Here is a 16,698-nt window from a genome sequence, read left to right on the forward strand (position 1 = left end):
ATCAATAGCTCCTTCGGGTACTTATTGTGTTATTCACTGAGTTGTCAGAAAGATTTGACCCTTTCTTGAACGTTTAGGGATTAAGAGATATCTGTGATTGAATTACTTGCAATTTAAGATAAGATGATTTTAATTATTGGGTCACATTATAATTTTGACTGCTCAGTATCAGATAAATCGGGCTCGCCAACTCTTGCTTTGTGAATTTTTTCTCTTTTTACATAGCAAAGAACGATGAACGTCATACTAAAACGAACAGGCAACGATGTCGCTGAACCTTGCTAAACCTGATATTGAATGCAGCCAACAGTTAGCAGGCCTAATCATAGAAAAATGAACAGTGTTTTGAAGGGAGCAGTAAAGAATGGCAATTGATACGGTGCTATGGAGCAGGCTGGTGACAGGCTTGACTCTCGGGTTCCACGTTATTTTTGCGACGATTGGCGTCGGTATACCGCTAATGATCGCTATAGCAGAGTTTATCGGGATTCGGAAGAAGGACCCCCATTATACACTTATGGCAAAGCGGTGGTCTCGAGGATTTGTCATTTCTGTGGCGGTTGGTGTCGTGACCGGTACAGCGATTTCACTACAGCTGGCCCTGGTATGGCCGAATTTTATGAAACTGGCTGGGAATGTCATTGCACTTCCGTTATTCATGGAGGTGTTCGCGTTCTTCTTTGAAGCTATCTTCTTGGGCATTTATTTGTATACGTGGGGTCGGTTCAAAAATCCGTATATCCATTGGCTGCTGACGATACCGATTGTCGCCGGGGCAGGCATGTCTGCCGTTTTTATTACGACGGTGAACGGATTCATGAACCAGCCTGAAGGCTTTGTCATGGAAGCAGGCCAATTCACAGCGATTAACCCGGTGCAAGCGATGCTGAATACGGCGACGTTCTCCAAAGTGTTCCATGTATTAAGCTCGGCCTATTTGACTGGAGCTGCCTTGTTAGCCGGGATTGCAGCCTTCGCGATGCTGAGAAAAGGTGTGTCCGCATACCACAAAAAATCTTTAAATCTAATGATGGCGGTCGTTTTACTATTCGGTTTGCTGAACACGTTAGCCGGTGATGTGTCTGCCAAGTTTTTGGCCGAGCATCAGCCAGAGAAGCTTGCAGCGGCAGAGTGGCATTTTGAGACGAGCAGCAGTGTGGATTTGGTACTATTGGGATGGCTGAATGCAGAGCATGAAGTTCTAGGGGCTCTTCATCTGCCGAAGCTGCTCAGCTTCCTGGCCTTTGGAGACTTTAATGCAGAGGTGACGGGGCTCGAGGAATTCCCCAAGGAAGAATGGCCACCGCTTCTCGTTCATTATCTGTTTGATTTAATGGTCGGAATTGGATTTACTCTGCTCGCGATTTCGTTTCTATATTTTCTGTTTGTGTTCTGGAAAAAGCGTAATGAGCTTAACAAGTGGATGCTTCGCATCATCGCACTGAGCGCCCCTCTCGCTTTTCTGGCTGTTGAGCTGGGATGGTTTTATGCAGAGATTGGCCGACAGCCGTGGATTATCCGTGGATATATGCGTGTTGAGGAGGCTGCCACGTCTTCACCGAATGTAAGAATTATATTCTTCGCCTTATTGCTCTTGTACATCGTACTCGGCAGTATGTGTGTAATCGTGCTGAGACGCTTGTTCAACAATAACCCGGCAGAAGCTGAGATGGAGAAATGGATGAAGGATCATCCTAATCAATTTACGGAAAAGGGGGGCACTGAATGATGAGTTACGAATTGATTGGCATCTCGGTGCTCTGGCTGTTTTTGTACGGCTATTTAATTATAGCTTCCATTGATTTCGGAGCGGGCTTCTTCGCCTTTTATGCACGTTTAACAAAGCAGGATCATCTCATTAATCGTCTGATTTCCCGATATTTATCACCCGTATGGGAGATTACAAATGTATTTTTTATCTTTTTCTATATTGGCATCGTCGGATTTTTTCCGGACACAGCCTATTATTATGGCTCCGCGTTACTTGTTCCGGGAAGCATTGCAGTGATTCTTCTTGCGATTCGCGGTTCATTCTATGCTTTTGAAAATTACGGTTCCAAGAAAAACATAGTATATCTTTTTTTGTACGGAGCTACAGGTTTGCTTATTCCAGCATCGTTGTCAGTGGCGCTAACTTTGTCTGAAGGCGGCTTTATCGTGAAGCAGGGGGAGACGGTTTCTCTAGATTACTGGGCGCTGTTTACCAATCCGTTATCGTGGAGTATCGTTGGACTGGCAATCGTGTCCGTTTTGTTCATTAGCGGATCATTTCTGACATTTTACGCTTCTCGGGCGGAGGATCATTCCGCGTTGAAGCTGATGCGCAACTACGCCCTGTTTTGGAGCACACCCACGATAATCCTCGCACTGACAGCATTTATCTATTTGGGTCAACACAATGAGCGCCATTTTCAAAATATGATGGATTTATGGTGGTTACTGGCACTTTCCGTTGCTTTCTTCATGATCGCGATGTGGCTATTATATAACGGACGCCGTTACGGATTAGCTTTTATATGCGTCATGTTGCAGTTTTTCTGTGCCTTTTTCGCTTATGGGATTGGGCAATACCCTTATATTCTTGATCCGTATATCACGATTCAGAGCAGTGCAACTTCACCGGCAATGGGTTTAGCGTTAGTAATTGTGTTTATCGGCGGTCTATGCCTGTTGATCCCATCCCTTATTCTGGTCTTCAAACTCTTCCTGTTTGATGCGGATTATGTTAAAGGGAAAAAATAAAGCTGATTAATCCATTACGGCATGTTTGAGGTTTTCCTACAAGCCTATAGATAAAGGAGGTGTGATCTGTGAAGAGGAAATCCAGTCTGATTTCTCAACAAATGTCTTCACAAAGGAAAAACATGGCTCTCCTCGCAATCATTTCACTAGCGCTTGGTATAGCTATTGTGAGTCAGGCTGGACTGCTTGCTGAAGCAGTCCAACGGATTTTTGTCGAGAAAGCTTCATTTTCATCGGTTATCCTGTTGCTCGGCATACTTCTAGCTGTTATGGCTGTGCGCACACTGTTGTCTTATGGAAACGGTATAGTTGGCTTACATATGGCTGCCACTGCTAAGACAAATATGCGCGCTGCCGTGCTGCAAAACTTGACTCATGCCTCCATGCCTTCAACCCTTCGTGGACAGACGGGAGGAAAGGTCAGTGTTGCTCTGGATGCTGTGGATGAGGCCGATAGTTATTTCAGTCAATACATGCCGCGTATGATGGAAGCTGCTATCATCCCGGTTCTGATTTTGGTCGTTACATTTATCCAACATGCCAACACAGGTTTCATTCTATTGTTTACTGCTCCGTTCATCCCGCTGTTCATGATTTTGGTAGGGCTGAAAACGAAGAACAAATCCGAAGAAAAATATGCGCAACTGGCTGAGTTCTCAGGGACGTTTCTGGATTCTCTTCAAGGACTGGTGACATTGAAAATATTTGGACGGGCTTACCGTCAGCAACAGGAGATCGAGCGCAGTAGCTTGGGTTATCGTGATGCCACAATGGGCATTTTGAAGATTGCGTTTACGAATACCTTCATGCTGGAATCGATCGTAATGCTTAGCATTGGCATTGTCGCTCTTGAACTGGCCATCCAGTTGCTCGTTTTCAAAGCTATGACGTTCCACACCGCCTTTCTCGTTTTGCTGCTCGTTCCCGAGTTTTACAACCTGTTAAAGAATACGGGAACGGCCTTTCACAGTGGCCGGACAAGTATGGGTGCGGTTCGTAAGGTGGAACAGATGCTTGAGGAAACGGCAGGGGGGAGCAGGGACGCTAATGGCATTGAAGGAGCATTAACAACCGATGGAATCGACGAGATCGACAGCATGGATAAGGTCGGTGATAGGACCGACAGAATAAGCAAATTGGAACTCACCCATTCTGGAGACCTTTTAATACCGCCGTCCATCGTAATTGACCAACTCCGGTTTCAGTATGCTCCAGATTCTTTCGAGCTTAAGACGGGGCGGATCCAGCTTAGTCCAGGAGAACACATTGCCATTGTTGGCAAAAGCGGTTCCGGCAAAACGACTTTGCTACATCTCATTGCCGGTCTGCTGAAACCAGAATCGGGAACGCTTCTGGTGAATGGAAGTCCACTCTCGCAATACGATGAAACCGAATGGTTCGAACATGTTAGCTACATTACACAGCATCCGTATATTTTTGCAGGCACATTTTCTGAAAATATTGCGATTGGTGCTCGTGGGAGCATCTCCAGAGCAGAAATTGAGCGGGCGGGGGAAGAAGCAGGACTCGCTGCGCTTACAGCCCAATTAGAGCATGGATTTGATACCTTTGTTGGTGAAGGAGGCCGGGGACTGTCTGGTGGGGAAAAGCAACGGCTTGCCTTAGCACGCGCTTTTTTGAAGCGTCCTGCTATCATTTTGTTTGATGAACCCACAGTTGGACTGGATTTGCACACCGAGCGGGTACTGCAACGCTCCATAGCCAAACTGGCAAAAACGGCTACAATGATTACGGTAGCTCACCGATTATATACGATTCAACAAGCCGACAAGATTTTGTTTATGGACAATGGAGTGTTGGTGGACTCGGGACGACATGACGAGCTTCTGGAGCGCCTGCCTCAGTATGCCGAGATGATTGATGTAGAGCGGAAAGGGGGGATATCCTCATGAATGAACTGGCTGTTCTGTCAAAGGCGATGATTCAGGAGCGCAAGGATATCATTCTTTCGATTTTGGGTGGATTTATCGCCGGCATAGCCGGTGTGGCACTCTTTTCTGCGAGCGGATATCTGATTTCGCAAACGGTATTTGCGCCACCGCTTTATACTTTAATTGTACTCACCTCCATGGTCAAACTGCTGGGTCTGCTTCGGGCGGCGAGTCGTTATGGAGAACGCTTGTATTCTCACCGGGCGACATTCTCCATGCTTAGCCGTTTACGTACATCCTTTTTTGCCAAGCTTATTCCTTTAACGCCTGGTATATTGAACAAAAATCGAAGCGGGGATCTGCTTGCGCGGATCGTTGGGGATGTGGAAAGTTTGCAAAATTATTTTTTGCGAGTCGCTTATCCTCCGATCATGGTCGTCATGGTGTTTTTGGCTACGGTGCTGTTTACTTCTACCTTTTCGATCTGGATTGCCGTTTTGTTTGTAATAGGTATGCTGGTAACGGCATTCGTTGTACCGGGAATTGTGTTACTCGGGCAGCGGAGAATACATGGACGCGTTCGTGAGCAGAGGGCGCAGCTGTCCACGGAAGTTACCGAAGTGTTGTACGGTTTCCGGGATTTAAAAGTATATGGTCAATTGGCACAGCGGGAGGAACATCTCCAGCATGCTTCCACTGTATTGGCAGCTGAGCAGCAACGAGCAGCCGGGCAACTGCTGCGCGGGCAATCGATGCACACTTTTGTTACGTTTTTCGTTTCCTGGGGAGTGCTTACGCTTGGCGCCTATTTAATTATGGAAGGAGCGCTTGCAGGCGTATTTCTTGCCATGCTGGTTATGGCATCACAAACCGTATTTGAAGAAGCGGCGGCTATGGCCACATTACCCGCGTATAAAGAGGATAGCGAACACGCAGCCAAACGACTGACGGAAACAGTTCAGACCTTTGATGAGCAGTCCTCGCAGCCAAGTGGCACATTGTCTGTTGATCATGCCGTTACGATGGAGCTATCCGATGTTACGTTTCAATATGAAGGGGAGTGGAGACCGGCGCTCAGGGATGTATCCCTGCACATTTTACCTGGTTCCAAAACGGCGATTGTCGGGCCGAGTGGATCAGGAAAATCAACGATTATCGAATTGCTGCTCAAGCTGCGAACACCAACGGCCGGTGATATACGGTTAAACGGCATTTCGGTGAAGGAACTGGATGAAACGAGCATTTGGCAAACGGCTACTGTAGTGTTTCAGCAAAGTCATTTCTTCCGGGGAACGATCCGGGACAACCTGCTGCTGAATGGAGAAGAACATGCAGACGAACAATTGTTGGATGTGCTAGCAAAAATGCAGCTGCCCGATACATCGTTGACCGATATGGTGTATGAAAAAGGGGAGAATCTGTCAGACGGCGAGAAGCAGAGGTTGGCTCTGGCGCGAGCGATGCTCCGCAAAGGACGGGTATGGCTTCTGGACGAACCCACTTCATCGCTGGATTATGTGACAGAGCATCATGTTTTGAAGCATCTCTACGCACAGGCGGCTAATGATACGCTTCTCCTGATTTGTCATCGGCTAACCGGATTGGAAGAGATGGACCAGATTGTGGTCATGGACCAAGGCAGGGTAGTCGAAACGGGGTCCTATTCGGAGTTGATGGGGCAAAAAGGCTATTTTTATGAGATGAAACAAATCGAACAGCAAATGATCGGAGAAGTTGGAGTGTAAAAAAAGCAAGAGCTCCTCTGAGCATTCGATCAATCTTACCAAGCAACAGGCTAAAGAATAACTTCCGGTGTAATATCGGGAGCAGTTCTTTAGCCTGTTTTGCGATTCTCGCCTAGACTATAATCCACGTTTGTCTTAAACGATGAGCAGTTCTTCAAAAACTGGTAATAAAAATCGCTTCAGAGAAAAACGCTAAACCGGCTCAAATTGTATTAGCACACGTAAATTGGAACGTCTGGAAGAAGAAATATATAAAATTAAACAGTAAAATATCCATTATATCCATTAATGATGGCATGTTGAACGATGGGGAGGTTTAATCTCGGAGAAGCCCTCAATTTACGTGACACTAAAAAGTTGATCTATTTTGCAGATCAACTTTTTAGTTTACTATGTTAAGGGAGAAGAGACATCTTGTAGGGAGATTATTTTCAATGATTATTGCTTATAAATTTGTTCTCCAAGACAGGATACCCGCGTTCATGCTCCTGCACGCCTTCATTGCAGATTCTGGGGTATGAAGTTCCTCACCCCAAGTAACATAATATCGGAATTCATAGAATCCTCCCAGTGTCGCCTTAAAGTTTGTCTCCCAATAATTATTCATGGGCCATGAGTACAGGTGGGCTGGATCATGGGCAAGCTCCGGATGGCCGCTCAGAAGACGATCCTCATAGTCTAATGAACCGATTTGAATCAGCGGCGTGTCCGGCATGGCAATCGCAATCCCTCGTCCTTCACTGATATACGCCACACCCTCATCAACACAGTAGAAATCGGCAAGGGAACCCGGGAGTTGGTCGATACGCGGTCGTACTGACGCACCGGTTTTTTCAATCCATAGTTCTTGCTGCGGTGAAGAGGGAGCACTTCCGAACGGAAGAGAAATGTATAGATTTTCTGGGTCCCATACACTTTCCTTATGCATGCGTACGGCAACATCAATTCGCGCACGATCACTGTATAAGGTGACAAGTAAGGAATAATGACTGCAGCCATTGACGCTGTATGTCAGACGAACTTTAGCGTATAGTGCGCCTTTTTCAACAATATCAACATTAACCAGTGTTCCCACAGAAGTAATTGCATCAGGGCCTCTACGATTGCGTCCCATCTTGCGCCGAACATCATACATACCAAATTCGTTAGCTGCCCGAGTCACATTATAAACAGGAGAAAATGCATGGTGATTCCGATCTGCACGAAGCAGGTTCTGATTCACGGTCTTGTCGATCCATTTCGTGATGCCAGCACCGATCTCCCATTCAAGTCTTACGTATTGCGATTCCATATATTTCGGCGTAACCTGAAGCTTCGGTGCGACTGGCGGGATGATATCCAACATACGATCCGAGCCTACATAATCTGTTCGATACGCAGTTACAGGTTTGTGATTGATAAGAGACTTGATCGTCAATTGTACCTGCTGCTTTGGCTGAAGCGTTACCGGAATGGTAAGGATGACACCGCGGTGCCCTGTAACCATTTGCACCTCATATTCAGTGCCCGTCGATTCATCCATGACTTCAAAACCGTTCTTCAATTCCGATATATTCCAGCCTTCCATAATGAGTTCAGCATAATCAGTTTGCAAAAAATCATTAGGATTATATAACTCAAATTTCATTGGACAATTAGGACGAAGCAAAGCGTCACCGCGAGCCTCAAGGATGTCGTATAAAGCGGTATGAGCGAGTGAGCTGGCATTGGCCGCATAGGCTTCTTTCCTGCAGCCAAGCTCTTGAACGAACGGATTCCAAGGTTCGGTGACCGAGGAATGATAACCCCATGTATGCTCAGCGAATAGCGCTAGCTCATATTCCATTGCTTCAAGACGTTCTTTGGAGACGATCTCGCATGCGGGATCTAATAGCTTCACCTTTGTATAGACACGCTGTGCTTCACGGAAAATCTGTACATGCATCGGCGTCGTCGCCGAGCCATCTGTCCACCAATCTGGCCAGTCCCCACGGAAGGTCTCGATTTCCTCGGGATGCTCCTCTGCATAAGCTCTCAAATCTGCAAAGAAATCGTCCAAGGTCGCCGGTTGAATCCGGATGCGTTCGCCATGCTTCTCATTCCATGGATTCACAAAATCCATCAACGCTGCGTTCGGCGAGCCGTTGTCGGTAGGAAGTCCGGACACCATCACCGGTACGAACGGGAACGTGTAACCATCAGCAACCAATTGCTGTAAATAACGATCAAAACGTGCTTCGGCCACTTCAAAGGATACACCGTTTCGGACATCATGATCATCGCGAATCGTATAAGATCCGCCAATGCCTGGGGTCAATCCAAGATCATTGCCGAACATGTAATGCTCACCGCTCCAGGTGAGAATACGATCTCCTTTCGGCGTTTCCCACCAGAACGGAATCTGCTTCTTCCACAGTGGAAACATGGAATGATGCGTATGAATACATGTAATCAAATTCTCGATACCTGCATCCGCCAGCACTTGACTGTATCCCCAACCAAAGCCTGTAATGTCTGCCGTCATCGCAGAACGTACCGGGAATTGAATCGATTGTCCATAATCTGTTATCCGCTTAATCATGATAGAGAGTATCTCTTGATTTAATTGCTCACCGAAATTGAGATAGGTGCCGGAGAGACCGATATAACCTTTCTTCACCGCATGAGCGAGTTCTTCTTTTTCTATGTCTGTGGCTTTCAATAGGAAGGATTCAACAGGCCAATAGGTTTCACATACCCACTTATAGCCTTTTAAGTCAGGTCTGGCGCCGCTCTCAATATCACGTACAATTTGCAGAGCCTGCCGAATATAATTGACATGATATTGACGAATTTTTTCTTGACGCTCGGTATAGCCGACATCGGTATGGGAATGTTGAATGACGTAAATTGTCCAAGGTTTGTGCTGATTCATCGTAGAGCTCCTTTCGGAATTACAGGATTATCGAATCGAGATATAAACGAAGGGAAATTATATATGAGATTGAAAATACAGCTTGAAGCGGAACAAAGCATCTTCTTCATACCATGCTTGGAAGTTCGTTCCCCATACATTGTTATGCAAATTCACATGCATACCTCCGGTAAGCGGAGCAAAAGTATGATCAAACTGAAGCAAGCGTGGCTTCCCAGGACAGATAAGTGCAGCATCCAACGTATCGATTTGCACTTTTCCATCTGCTGCTGCATAGTACATCCCTTGCTGAACCGCATGCATGTTGCGATTTCCACCTTGAACGACATCCAAAGGTGAGATGAGTTGTCCGATTTTGTCCAGCTTCCATTGATTTGGATTGTTCACGATCGGATTAAAGCTCATCCAAGAAGCTTCAGGAAGGCGATAGGCATCTTTGTCAAACCACTGCAGCTTGCATTCCACTGTATGCGTATGTTTTTTAAAGACATACTCAAGCGTTAATTCCCGTGGAGCGCCCATACGCTCACATGCCGCTCTCGGCATACGTAGGTTTGCAAGCACGACATCCTGCTCTTCACAAAAGACAGCCTGCAAGGACTGAAGCCTTGGTGTCATAACTTCATGTGCTATCCACTCGTGGGTTAAGTCCATCCCTGGTTTCCCAAAATCTCCGGTTGCCCACACATGCGTATGTCTCCATCTGAGATGATATTCACGATACCATCGGTCATAATCGGCCTGCGAATAAGTTTCGTAGGAGAGTAAACCAATTTGATTTTTTGGACCGGTCCATGCCCGACCGCGAGCATCTTTCAGTCCGACAATTGCGCCACTATCCTCAAACACAACCTCAAAATCTCCTAATACATAAGGCTGGTCACTTGATAAGATAGTTGCATCCGTTAGAGTGCTACGAGATGGTTTCAACGCGAGCAGGGTAACTTCGACTTTCTCTTGTCGTTCAGGTTGAAGTGCTTGGATTGCTTGTTTCAAGTATTCACGCTGTTCCTGCCAAGACTTCTCTATAAGACTAAAGGAACGTGCATTCAGCTTGGCATCGGCTTCCTCACCAAACATTTCAATCATTTCAGCGCGGGAGTTCATTTCGTAGAACCGATATTCCAGCGGGTTTAAGTTGATATCGACCTTATCGCGTTTGCGCGCTTCTTGGAAGTCATCTTTACCATAGTGGATATAATCTGCAAGATATCTTTTGATATCTACACCCTACGTATGCTCAGGAATCATAATTAACTCATCACAGAAATTGCGATATTCTTCATCGCTGTCTGTTAACGCCCCTTCTTGCAGCCACTTACTCTTCAAGCGTAGCAATTCTCGGTAACATGCTAATTTGTAAGGGTCGGTGGAAGAACCGTGAATCCAGCTATCGCCGATTTCTTCTTCTACGACAGTTAAGGTATTACGAATAGCCCATACCTTTTCGGCATACTGGTCTAATGTGGAAGCTTGTATCACTGCCTGCGGATAAGCTTCTCGCAGCTTGGCGAACTCAGCTTCAATCTGCTGCACCGTAGAAGGGCCATGATTATCATGGGTATGCGCGAAGTAAAGGATATCGTTCAAACTTTCGATGTCAAAGGTTGTGCCGTAATCTTTGCTGTAGTGGACAACAATTTCAGATCCGTCCGTATTTCGCCATAAGAACATTTCAGGAACGTGAGGAACATAGCTGGAAGGGTTAACGCCTAAGTGCAAATACTTTAGACCAGCCTTTGCCATATGCGTGATTAACGAGCGTGTATGACCGGGAACGTCCGTCATTTTGGCTGCGATCGTACGCTTGCCAAATCGCTCATCAAGTCGCGTCGCCATTTGAATGCCATAGTCAAGCAATTCGCGATCATATAACTCGGTATATGTGGTGAAAGGAAGACCATGCCATCTTAAATAATCCTTTGCAATCGCTTCTTCGACTTGTTGTCTTACTTCGTCGGAACCGTGCTTTAATAGATGATGGATTAACCATGAGCCCGTTGTCCAGATAAAGGAACCTTTCTCCGGGTTCTCGGCAAAATATTTCGCTGTTTGAATCGCACTTGGAAAAAGTTGCCCCATATATCGGTCCGTCACATTTTTCGCGAAATCCGTGTAGCCAATATCCAAGTGTGTTTTGAATATAACGTGAATGTGTGTTGCGCTCTGATTCAAGTTCATCGCTCCTTCCTCATAATCACGATTTCAGTGTATAGCAATTTATCTCATTTGACTTTTCGATTTATATTGAATAGGATCAGAAACAAATCATGCAGAGGTGGAGTATAGATTGTGGCGAATCATATCAAAAATGAACGGTGGGTATATGTCATAGAGGGAGAGAATGGCAACTCGGCTCGAGTAAAGGATTTATTGTTAATGGGGTATGACCATTTTAGCAAAGCGATGCCTTTAACGAATCATGTGCATGAGGATGCATACGAATTCGTCTATGTTGATCAGGGGGCTGTCGACTGGGAGATCGGAGACGAAACATACCATACGAATGCCCAGCAAGTTATACATACAAGTCCGGGGGAGCGGCACCGTGCCAAATTTGATTATATTGGTCCATCCACCATTTGGTGGATGATTATTCGCGACCCAGCCCAAAACAAGGAATGGTTCGGGCTTCAAGAGGAGGAGCGTCAGATCTTCGTTAATTGGATGCAGAACTGTCCACGCATTCAATTGGTCAGCAAGGACGTTGTCGTCTATTTCAAACAATTGAAGCAGCTTCTACAGAACCAGAGTACGGTACTGCTGGATTTTCAACTTCGGCATTATGTCATGGAAATTTTGCTGCATCTATTTCATCATTCGCAGCTTGTTGTGCATTCCCCAAACATGCATACCTACACGCAGCAGCTGAAGGACAGACTTCAGCAGAATCCATCTGCTCGTTATTCAATTGAACAGCTTGCAAAGGAGTTCGGGTTGAGTGAGTCGCATTTCTATCGTGTGTTCCGAGAGACGAATGGACAATCGCCTATAGTGTGTATGGAACGAGTTCGTATAGATTGTGCAAGCCAGATGCTGAAGGAATCGAAGATGTCCATCACGGATATTGCCATGGAACTTGGATTTAAGACAAGTCAGCATTTTGCTACAGTATTTAAAAAAATGATAGGGGTGACACCGAAGGCCTGGAGAAAGCAGAATATGCAGCGATGAATTTGGTATTGAAATTTTGAAAACACTCGTCATATAACGGAGTGGTCATATGAACTTAAAGATTGATCGGCAGGACTTGATGAACAGGTTTATTCTCGAACGCCGGCCCGGACAGTGCTTCTCAACTAGCGCATTGGATGTACTTAAATCTTTCAAGTCAAATAAAGCGCTTAAAGCTTTCGGCAATTTGTTGATGTTTCTACGGACGCGATTCTGAGATACAGCATCGCTTACGCTACAGCTCATTAATAGTATGGAAGTTTCTCTAGATTCGTTGCATGTAATAGTGTATAAATATTGGATAAACTTATAACAATTTGGGTATTCAAACAACTCAAACAAAATAAGAAAGGAAAACTTCTATTATTAAGATAAATCTATTATGGGAGGTTTTATTATGAAGAAAAAATTGATGATTTCCTTATTTGCCTCAGCTTTACTTGTGCTTCCAGTAATACCGGTGCATAGCTTTGCAGTGGATACATCCAAACCTACGATCATAAATAACGGCCAAATTAACAACGGTCGAGTTCTCATTCCGTTACGAGCTGTTTCAGAAAATTTAGGCGCAAGTGTGGAATGGTTTCAAACGGAGAAAGAAGTAAAGATTAAAAATGGAGACACGACCCTCTGGCTTGCTGCAAATTTCAAACGCGCAATTATTGAATCACCACCGACTACAGATAACCCGGATATTCCGCACCGGGAATATATTGATATAGATACTGCCACGCAGGTCATTAAAGGAACAACCTATGTTCCGCTACGCTTTGTCGGTCAATCGCTAGGTGCAAATGTCTTATGGAACCAACAGTCTAAGCAGGCGACCATAACATTGGGGGGTAAGGAACTCGTAGTCAACATGGAGCAACAATCTATTCAAATCTCTGATAAGCAGAAAATTATGGATCCACGGTTAAAACAACTCTCCGATAAATTAAATCAAGCAGCTGATATCTCTTCAATTAAAAATATTAGTTCCTACTTCAAACCGTACTTTACCGATAAATTAATTAAGTCTATCGTTCAAAATAAAGGCTTGAATACAGCTAGTACCTATGAATCGCCTGCCTCGTCGCCAGTATACATTAACAAGACTTTAGCCACGCTTGCGCAATCGGTTATATTGGCAAATGGTCTAACAGGAGAAGATCAATATGCCGAGGATCGTACGATCACTCTCGTATTTACGAATGGTGTATGGAAGGTCGATAGCGTCAGCAAGGGGTTGAGGGTACTAATCTCAGGGTTCTCAGATTTTCAACCTCAATAATTATTCATAGGCTCCTGATATTTGAGTAAGAAAAACAAAGAAAGCCCTCACAAGAAGGGCTTCTTTGTTATGTTTATTAACATTAAAGTTTGAAAAGCAATATGTGCCAAGGGAGATGCTAAAAAACGAGGGGTTAATAAAGAAGATTTATTCTTGAGATTTTTATTGCTGTCACATTTTAGGTCGAGCTCTTCGTTGTATAGAGTGAAAGGGGGGGAGACAGCTTGAATGATACGGAGTTAAATCAGATCATTGCAGATGTGTTGGATGGGAACACAGAACAATTCGAGAAAATCATGGAGATTTATCAAAAACCGATTTTTCTCTACTGTTATCACATGCTGGGCAATTATGCCGAAGCCGAGGAAAACGCACAGGAGGTATTTTTGAAGACCTTCCGCACCTTGAAAAAATATACCCAATATCAGATGGATTTTGGTGCCTGGGTATACAAGATTGCCTACCATCAATGTATCGACATCCTTCGTAAGCGAAAGTTGGTGAAATATTTGCCTTTCTTTTACCAAGATGAGAAAGAAAATAATGAAGTCGATTTGCATATTGAAGCCAACTATTTTGATGAATCCGTACATCAGGCCATGGCAAAATTATCGGCGGAAGAGCGTAATTTGTTAATCTTACGTTGTGTCGAGGATAAAAGCTATCAGGAGATCGGATTGATTCTCGGTAAAAACAGCGTCAGCCTTCGTAAAAGATACGAACGTACATCTGCAAAATTTCGAAAGTATTATGCGCAAGTGAAGGGAGTGGGAGTGTATGAATATGGACAGGGATCGGGATTTGAAAAAACTGTTTGATGACGCGCGCATTCCCGACGCCGACTTGACAGGAAAAGTAATGAGAATAATACATGCTAAGCCAAAAGAAAAGGAGAGGTTTTTTATGAAATATAAAGTTGTTCTGACTGCGTGTGTAGGGATGATGTTAATGGCCTCCACGGGTTATGCGGCAGTTCAATATCATTCTTTGACCAATAAAGATGGAAAAGTCGTATATGAAACTAAATCTACAAAAGATTACGTAAAAACAGAAACGAAAGATGAGGCAGCGCGGTTCAAGGCATTTTTTGAAGTGAAGGAAAAGGTGCTTAAGAACGGGGAAGCTGGGCTGTTCTATATGGTTGCCAATAACCCGAATCATCAAACAGATCTTGGAACAAAGTTGACGATCTTCCATGATCTATCTCAATTGCGCGATAAGATTACGGATAAATCCATTAAGATCGCAGACAACATCAATGGAAATTATACATTCCAGAAGGCGGACGTAATCTTTAAAAATGCTCAGGAAGTGAATCCTCCTTCTTCGGAAGAAAAAAAGAAAATGGCAGAAAAGCTGAGAAGGCAGGCGGAAGAATCCAATCAGGGATATGCCATGATGCCGGTTGAAATGACAGATCAGTTTTTCCTTCTCTTTGCTACGTATCAAAATGGCGAAGATGAAATCGGGGTTGATATCACTAATCTGAGTGGAAAGAGCGATCCTACAATGTATATTGACGAGAAGGTTGAATTTAAGCAGGAGAAGGTTCAAGTGAAGGGAGTAGAAATGCTGCATACAGAATTTGCTCCTTCGCAGACGCACGAGCTGAAATGGGTATACGAGAGCCCAGACAAAAAGCTGAAATACGCCTATACTTTACGGGGTGACCTAAATAAAGTAAGCAAAGAAACCCTAATGAAACTTGCCGAAGGCTATTTGGAATAATAAATACAACAACAACGGGAGTCTCCTCCCATCCAATTGGGGGGATTCCCCTCTAGTAAACCATAGTCCTTCTTCATTTTTTATCATAATCGTTTCTAAGCACCGATTTTAATTCCGTGGAACAATGCATAAGAACGGCCGCTGTTCGCATCATTTGCGACAGGGCCGTTTTTTTGTTTTTCATAGGTTAGCTGTAAATTGCTATTCTTGCCAAACACTCATAGGGTCCCATGGCTTGATCTGATTGCCATATTTTCCAGCCAAAAAAGCTTTCATGTCTTCCAGCTTAGCAGGCACCTCGTTCCAAATTGGAAAGGGTGGTAACCCTCGTTTGCTTTTCAATAGGATATCCACTGTAACATACAAGCGTTCTGGCTGAATCCAATGAAGGAAGCGGGAAATATCCATTTGCTTGGTCAGAGACAAGGAATCAATTTCGTCATTGTAATGCTTGTTGAACTCGCTAATCAGGTTTAGGAGGTATTCTCTCTGCTCCTTCACGAATTCCAGGCCACATATGGCGCCATGCCCTGGAACAACGATTTCGGGTTTAATTTCATCAATAATGCGATCAAGCACTTTAACCCAATTGAGGGTTCCCTCTTCGCTGTATGCCGTACAACCATTAAACACGACATCGCCAGCGAACAGTACTTTTTCTTTTGGCATCCACAACAGTAAGTCACTATCAGAGTGGGCTGGAGCTACGTTCTGAATCATAACTTCTGTATCGCCAAGACGGATGTTGATATCGTCCTTTATCTCAATATTCGGGAGCACCCATTCTACGCCTTCCAGGTCAAATCCTTCAAATTCCGCTGCAAAAAACCGCTCGCCCGGAGTCGATTCCGGAGAATTCTTTCCTCTTCTGATGACGCTGTCCATCCAAGAGATATTTTCGGTGAGACGCTCTCTGGAGGCTTCCTTGTGCATAATAATACAAGCATCTTCAAACACTTTGTTTCCCCAGGCATGGTCGCTGTTATAGTGCGAGTTCACCACATATGCGGGAGAGCCGCCGTTGCTTACATCCATAAAAGCCTCCCGCATTTCCCGCGCATGGAACAAATCGAAAAACGTGTCATACACCAACCCGTCACCCTTGTTGATGAATCCGGCATTGGCCCAACTGATCCCGCGATACGGCGAAATACCAGCAAAGACGCCATCTGCGACTTCAAAAAATTTAACGCGAGGTTTTTGGATAATACGTCCATACTTCATAAAAATTCTCCTTTACGTATATGTTTT

10 protein-coding genes and 1 pseudogene are annotated in these 16,698 nt (G+C 44.7%); 8 read left to right on the top strand and 3 right to left on the bottom strand.

The window, feature by feature from the left end; genetic code table 11:
- Window positions 1-364 precede the first annotated feature (364 nt).
- The 4 genes from MHI51_RS15990 (at window position 365) to cydC (ending at window position 6,379) form a co-directional block, all read left to right on the top strand.
- Window positions 365-1,729, top strand: a complete 1,365-nt coding sequence (locus tag MHI51_RS15990) for a cytochrome ubiquinol oxidase subunit I (protein WP_076126520.1) — start codon at window positions 365-367, stop codon at window positions 1,727-1,729.
- Window positions 1,726-2,742, top strand: a complete 1,017-nt coding sequence (locus tag MHI51_RS15995; RefSeq protein ID WP_076126522.1) for a cytochrome d ubiquinol oxidase subunit II — start codon at window positions 1,726-1,728, stop codon at window positions 2,740-2,742. The genes MHI51_RS15990 and MHI51_RS15995 overlap by 4 nt, the downstream gene beginning before the upstream one ends.
- Before the next feature lie 68 nt (window positions 2,743-2,810).
- On the top strand, window positions 2,811-4,655 hold the full coding sequence (gene cydD, locus MHI51_RS16000; protein WP_339187086.1) for a thiol reductant ABC exporter subunit CydD: 1,845 nt from the start codon (window positions 2,811-2,813) through the stop codon (window positions 4,653-4,655).
- Window positions 4,652-6,379: a thiol reductant ABC exporter subunit CydC gene (gene cydC, locus MHI51_RS16005; protein ID WP_076184901.1), complete on the top strand. Its 1,728-nt coding sequence runs from the start codon at window positions 4,652-4,654 to the stop codon at window positions 6,377-6,379. Before cydD ends, cydC begins: the two co-directional genes overlap by 4 nt.
- Window positions 6,380-6,824: 445 nt before the next feature.
- Here the strand turns inward: cydC and MHI51_RS16010 are convergent, their stop codons facing one another.
- Window positions 6,825-9,272, bottom strand: a complete 2,448-nt coding sequence (locus MHI51_RS16010; protein WP_076302960.1) for a hypothetical protein — start codon at window positions 9,270-9,272, stop codon at window positions 6,825-6,827.
- A 57-nt stretch (window positions 9,273-9,329) separates the two neighbouring features.
- Window positions 9,330-11,453 (bottom strand): annotated as a pseudogene (locus tag MHI51_RS16015) (DUF5054 domain-containing protein).
- Window positions 11,454-11,564: 111 nt separating this feature from the next.
- On the opposite strand from MHI51_RS16015, the gene MHI51_RS16020 reads away from it, so the two are divergent.
- The 4 genes from MHI51_RS16020 (at window position 11,565) to MHI51_RS16035 (ending at window position 15,447) form a co-directional block, all read left to right on the top strand.
- Window positions 11,565-12,446, top strand: coding sequence for a helix-turn-helix domain-containing protein (locus tag MHI51_RS16020; protein WP_405173094.1), 882 nt, complete (start codon window positions 11,565-11,567; stop codon window positions 12,444-12,446).
- Between the two features lie 397 nt (window positions 12,447-12,843).
- The gene (locus MHI51_RS16025; RefSeq protein WP_076217698.1) at window positions 12,844-13,719 is read left to right on the top strand and encodes a stalk domain-containing protein; all 876 of its coding nucleotides are present in this window, start codon (window positions 12,844-12,846) and stop codon (window positions 13,717-13,719) included.
- Between the two features lie 224 nt (window positions 13,720-13,943).
- A complete protein-coding gene (locus MHI51_RS16030) occupies window positions 13,944-14,537 on the top strand; it encodes an RNA polymerase sigma factor (protein WP_076217699.1) in 594 nt (197 codons plus the stop codon).
- Window positions 14,538-14,622: 85 nt separating this feature from the next.
- Window positions 14,623-15,447: a hypothetical protein gene (locus MHI51_RS16035; protein ID WP_405173095.1), complete on the top strand. Its 825-nt coding sequence runs from the start codon at window positions 14,623-14,625 to the stop codon at window positions 15,445-15,447.
- 201 nt (window positions 15,448-15,648) lie between these two features.
- Here MHI51_RS16035 and MHI51_RS16040 read toward each other — a convergent pair whose 3' ends face one another.
- Window positions 15,649-16,671 (bottom strand): MBL fold metallo-hydrolase, encoded by a 1,023-nt coding sequence (locus MHI51_RS16040; RefSeq protein ID WP_341164812.1) that lies wholly within the window; start codon window positions 16,669-16,671, stop codon window positions 15,649-15,651.
- Window positions 16,672-16,698 lie beyond the last annotated feature (27 nt).

The organism is Paenibacillus sp. FSL H8-0260, assembly GCF_045040625.1.
Classification (GTDB): Bacteria; Bacillota; Bacilli; order Paenibacillales; family Paenibacillaceae; genus Paenibacillus_AQ; species Paenibacillus_AQ odorifer.

Excerpts from the sequence above, each read along its gene's own strand:
- MHI51_RS15995 (WP_076126522.1), top strand. The coding sequence starts at position 1,726 with ATGATGAGTTACGAATTGATTGGCATCTCGGTGCTCTGGCTGTTTTTG.
- MHI51_RS16035 (WP_405173095.1), top strand. The coding sequence starts at position 14,623 with ATGAAATATAAAGTTGTTCTGACTGCGTGTGTAGGGATGATGTTAATG.
- MHI51_RS16025 (WP_076217698.1), top strand. The coding sequence starts at position 12,844 with ATGAAGAAAAAATTGATGATTTCCTTATTTGCCTCAGCTTTACTTGTG.
- MHI51_RS15990 (WP_076126520.1), top strand. The coding sequence starts at position 365 with ATGGCAATTGATACGGTGCTATGGAGCAGGCTGGTGACAGGCTTGACT.
- MHI51_RS16010 (WP_076302960.1), bottom strand. The coding sequence starts at position 9,272 with ATGAATCAGCACAAACCTTGGACAATTTACGTCATTCAACATTCCCAT.
- MHI51_RS16040 (WP_341164812.1), bottom strand. The coding sequence starts at position 16,671 with ATGAAGTATGGACGTATTATCCAAAAACCTCGCGTTAAATTTTTTGAA.
- cydC (WP_076184901.1), top strand. The coding sequence starts at position 4,652 with ATGAATGAACTGGCTGTTCTGTCAAAGGCGATGATTCAGGAGCGCAAG.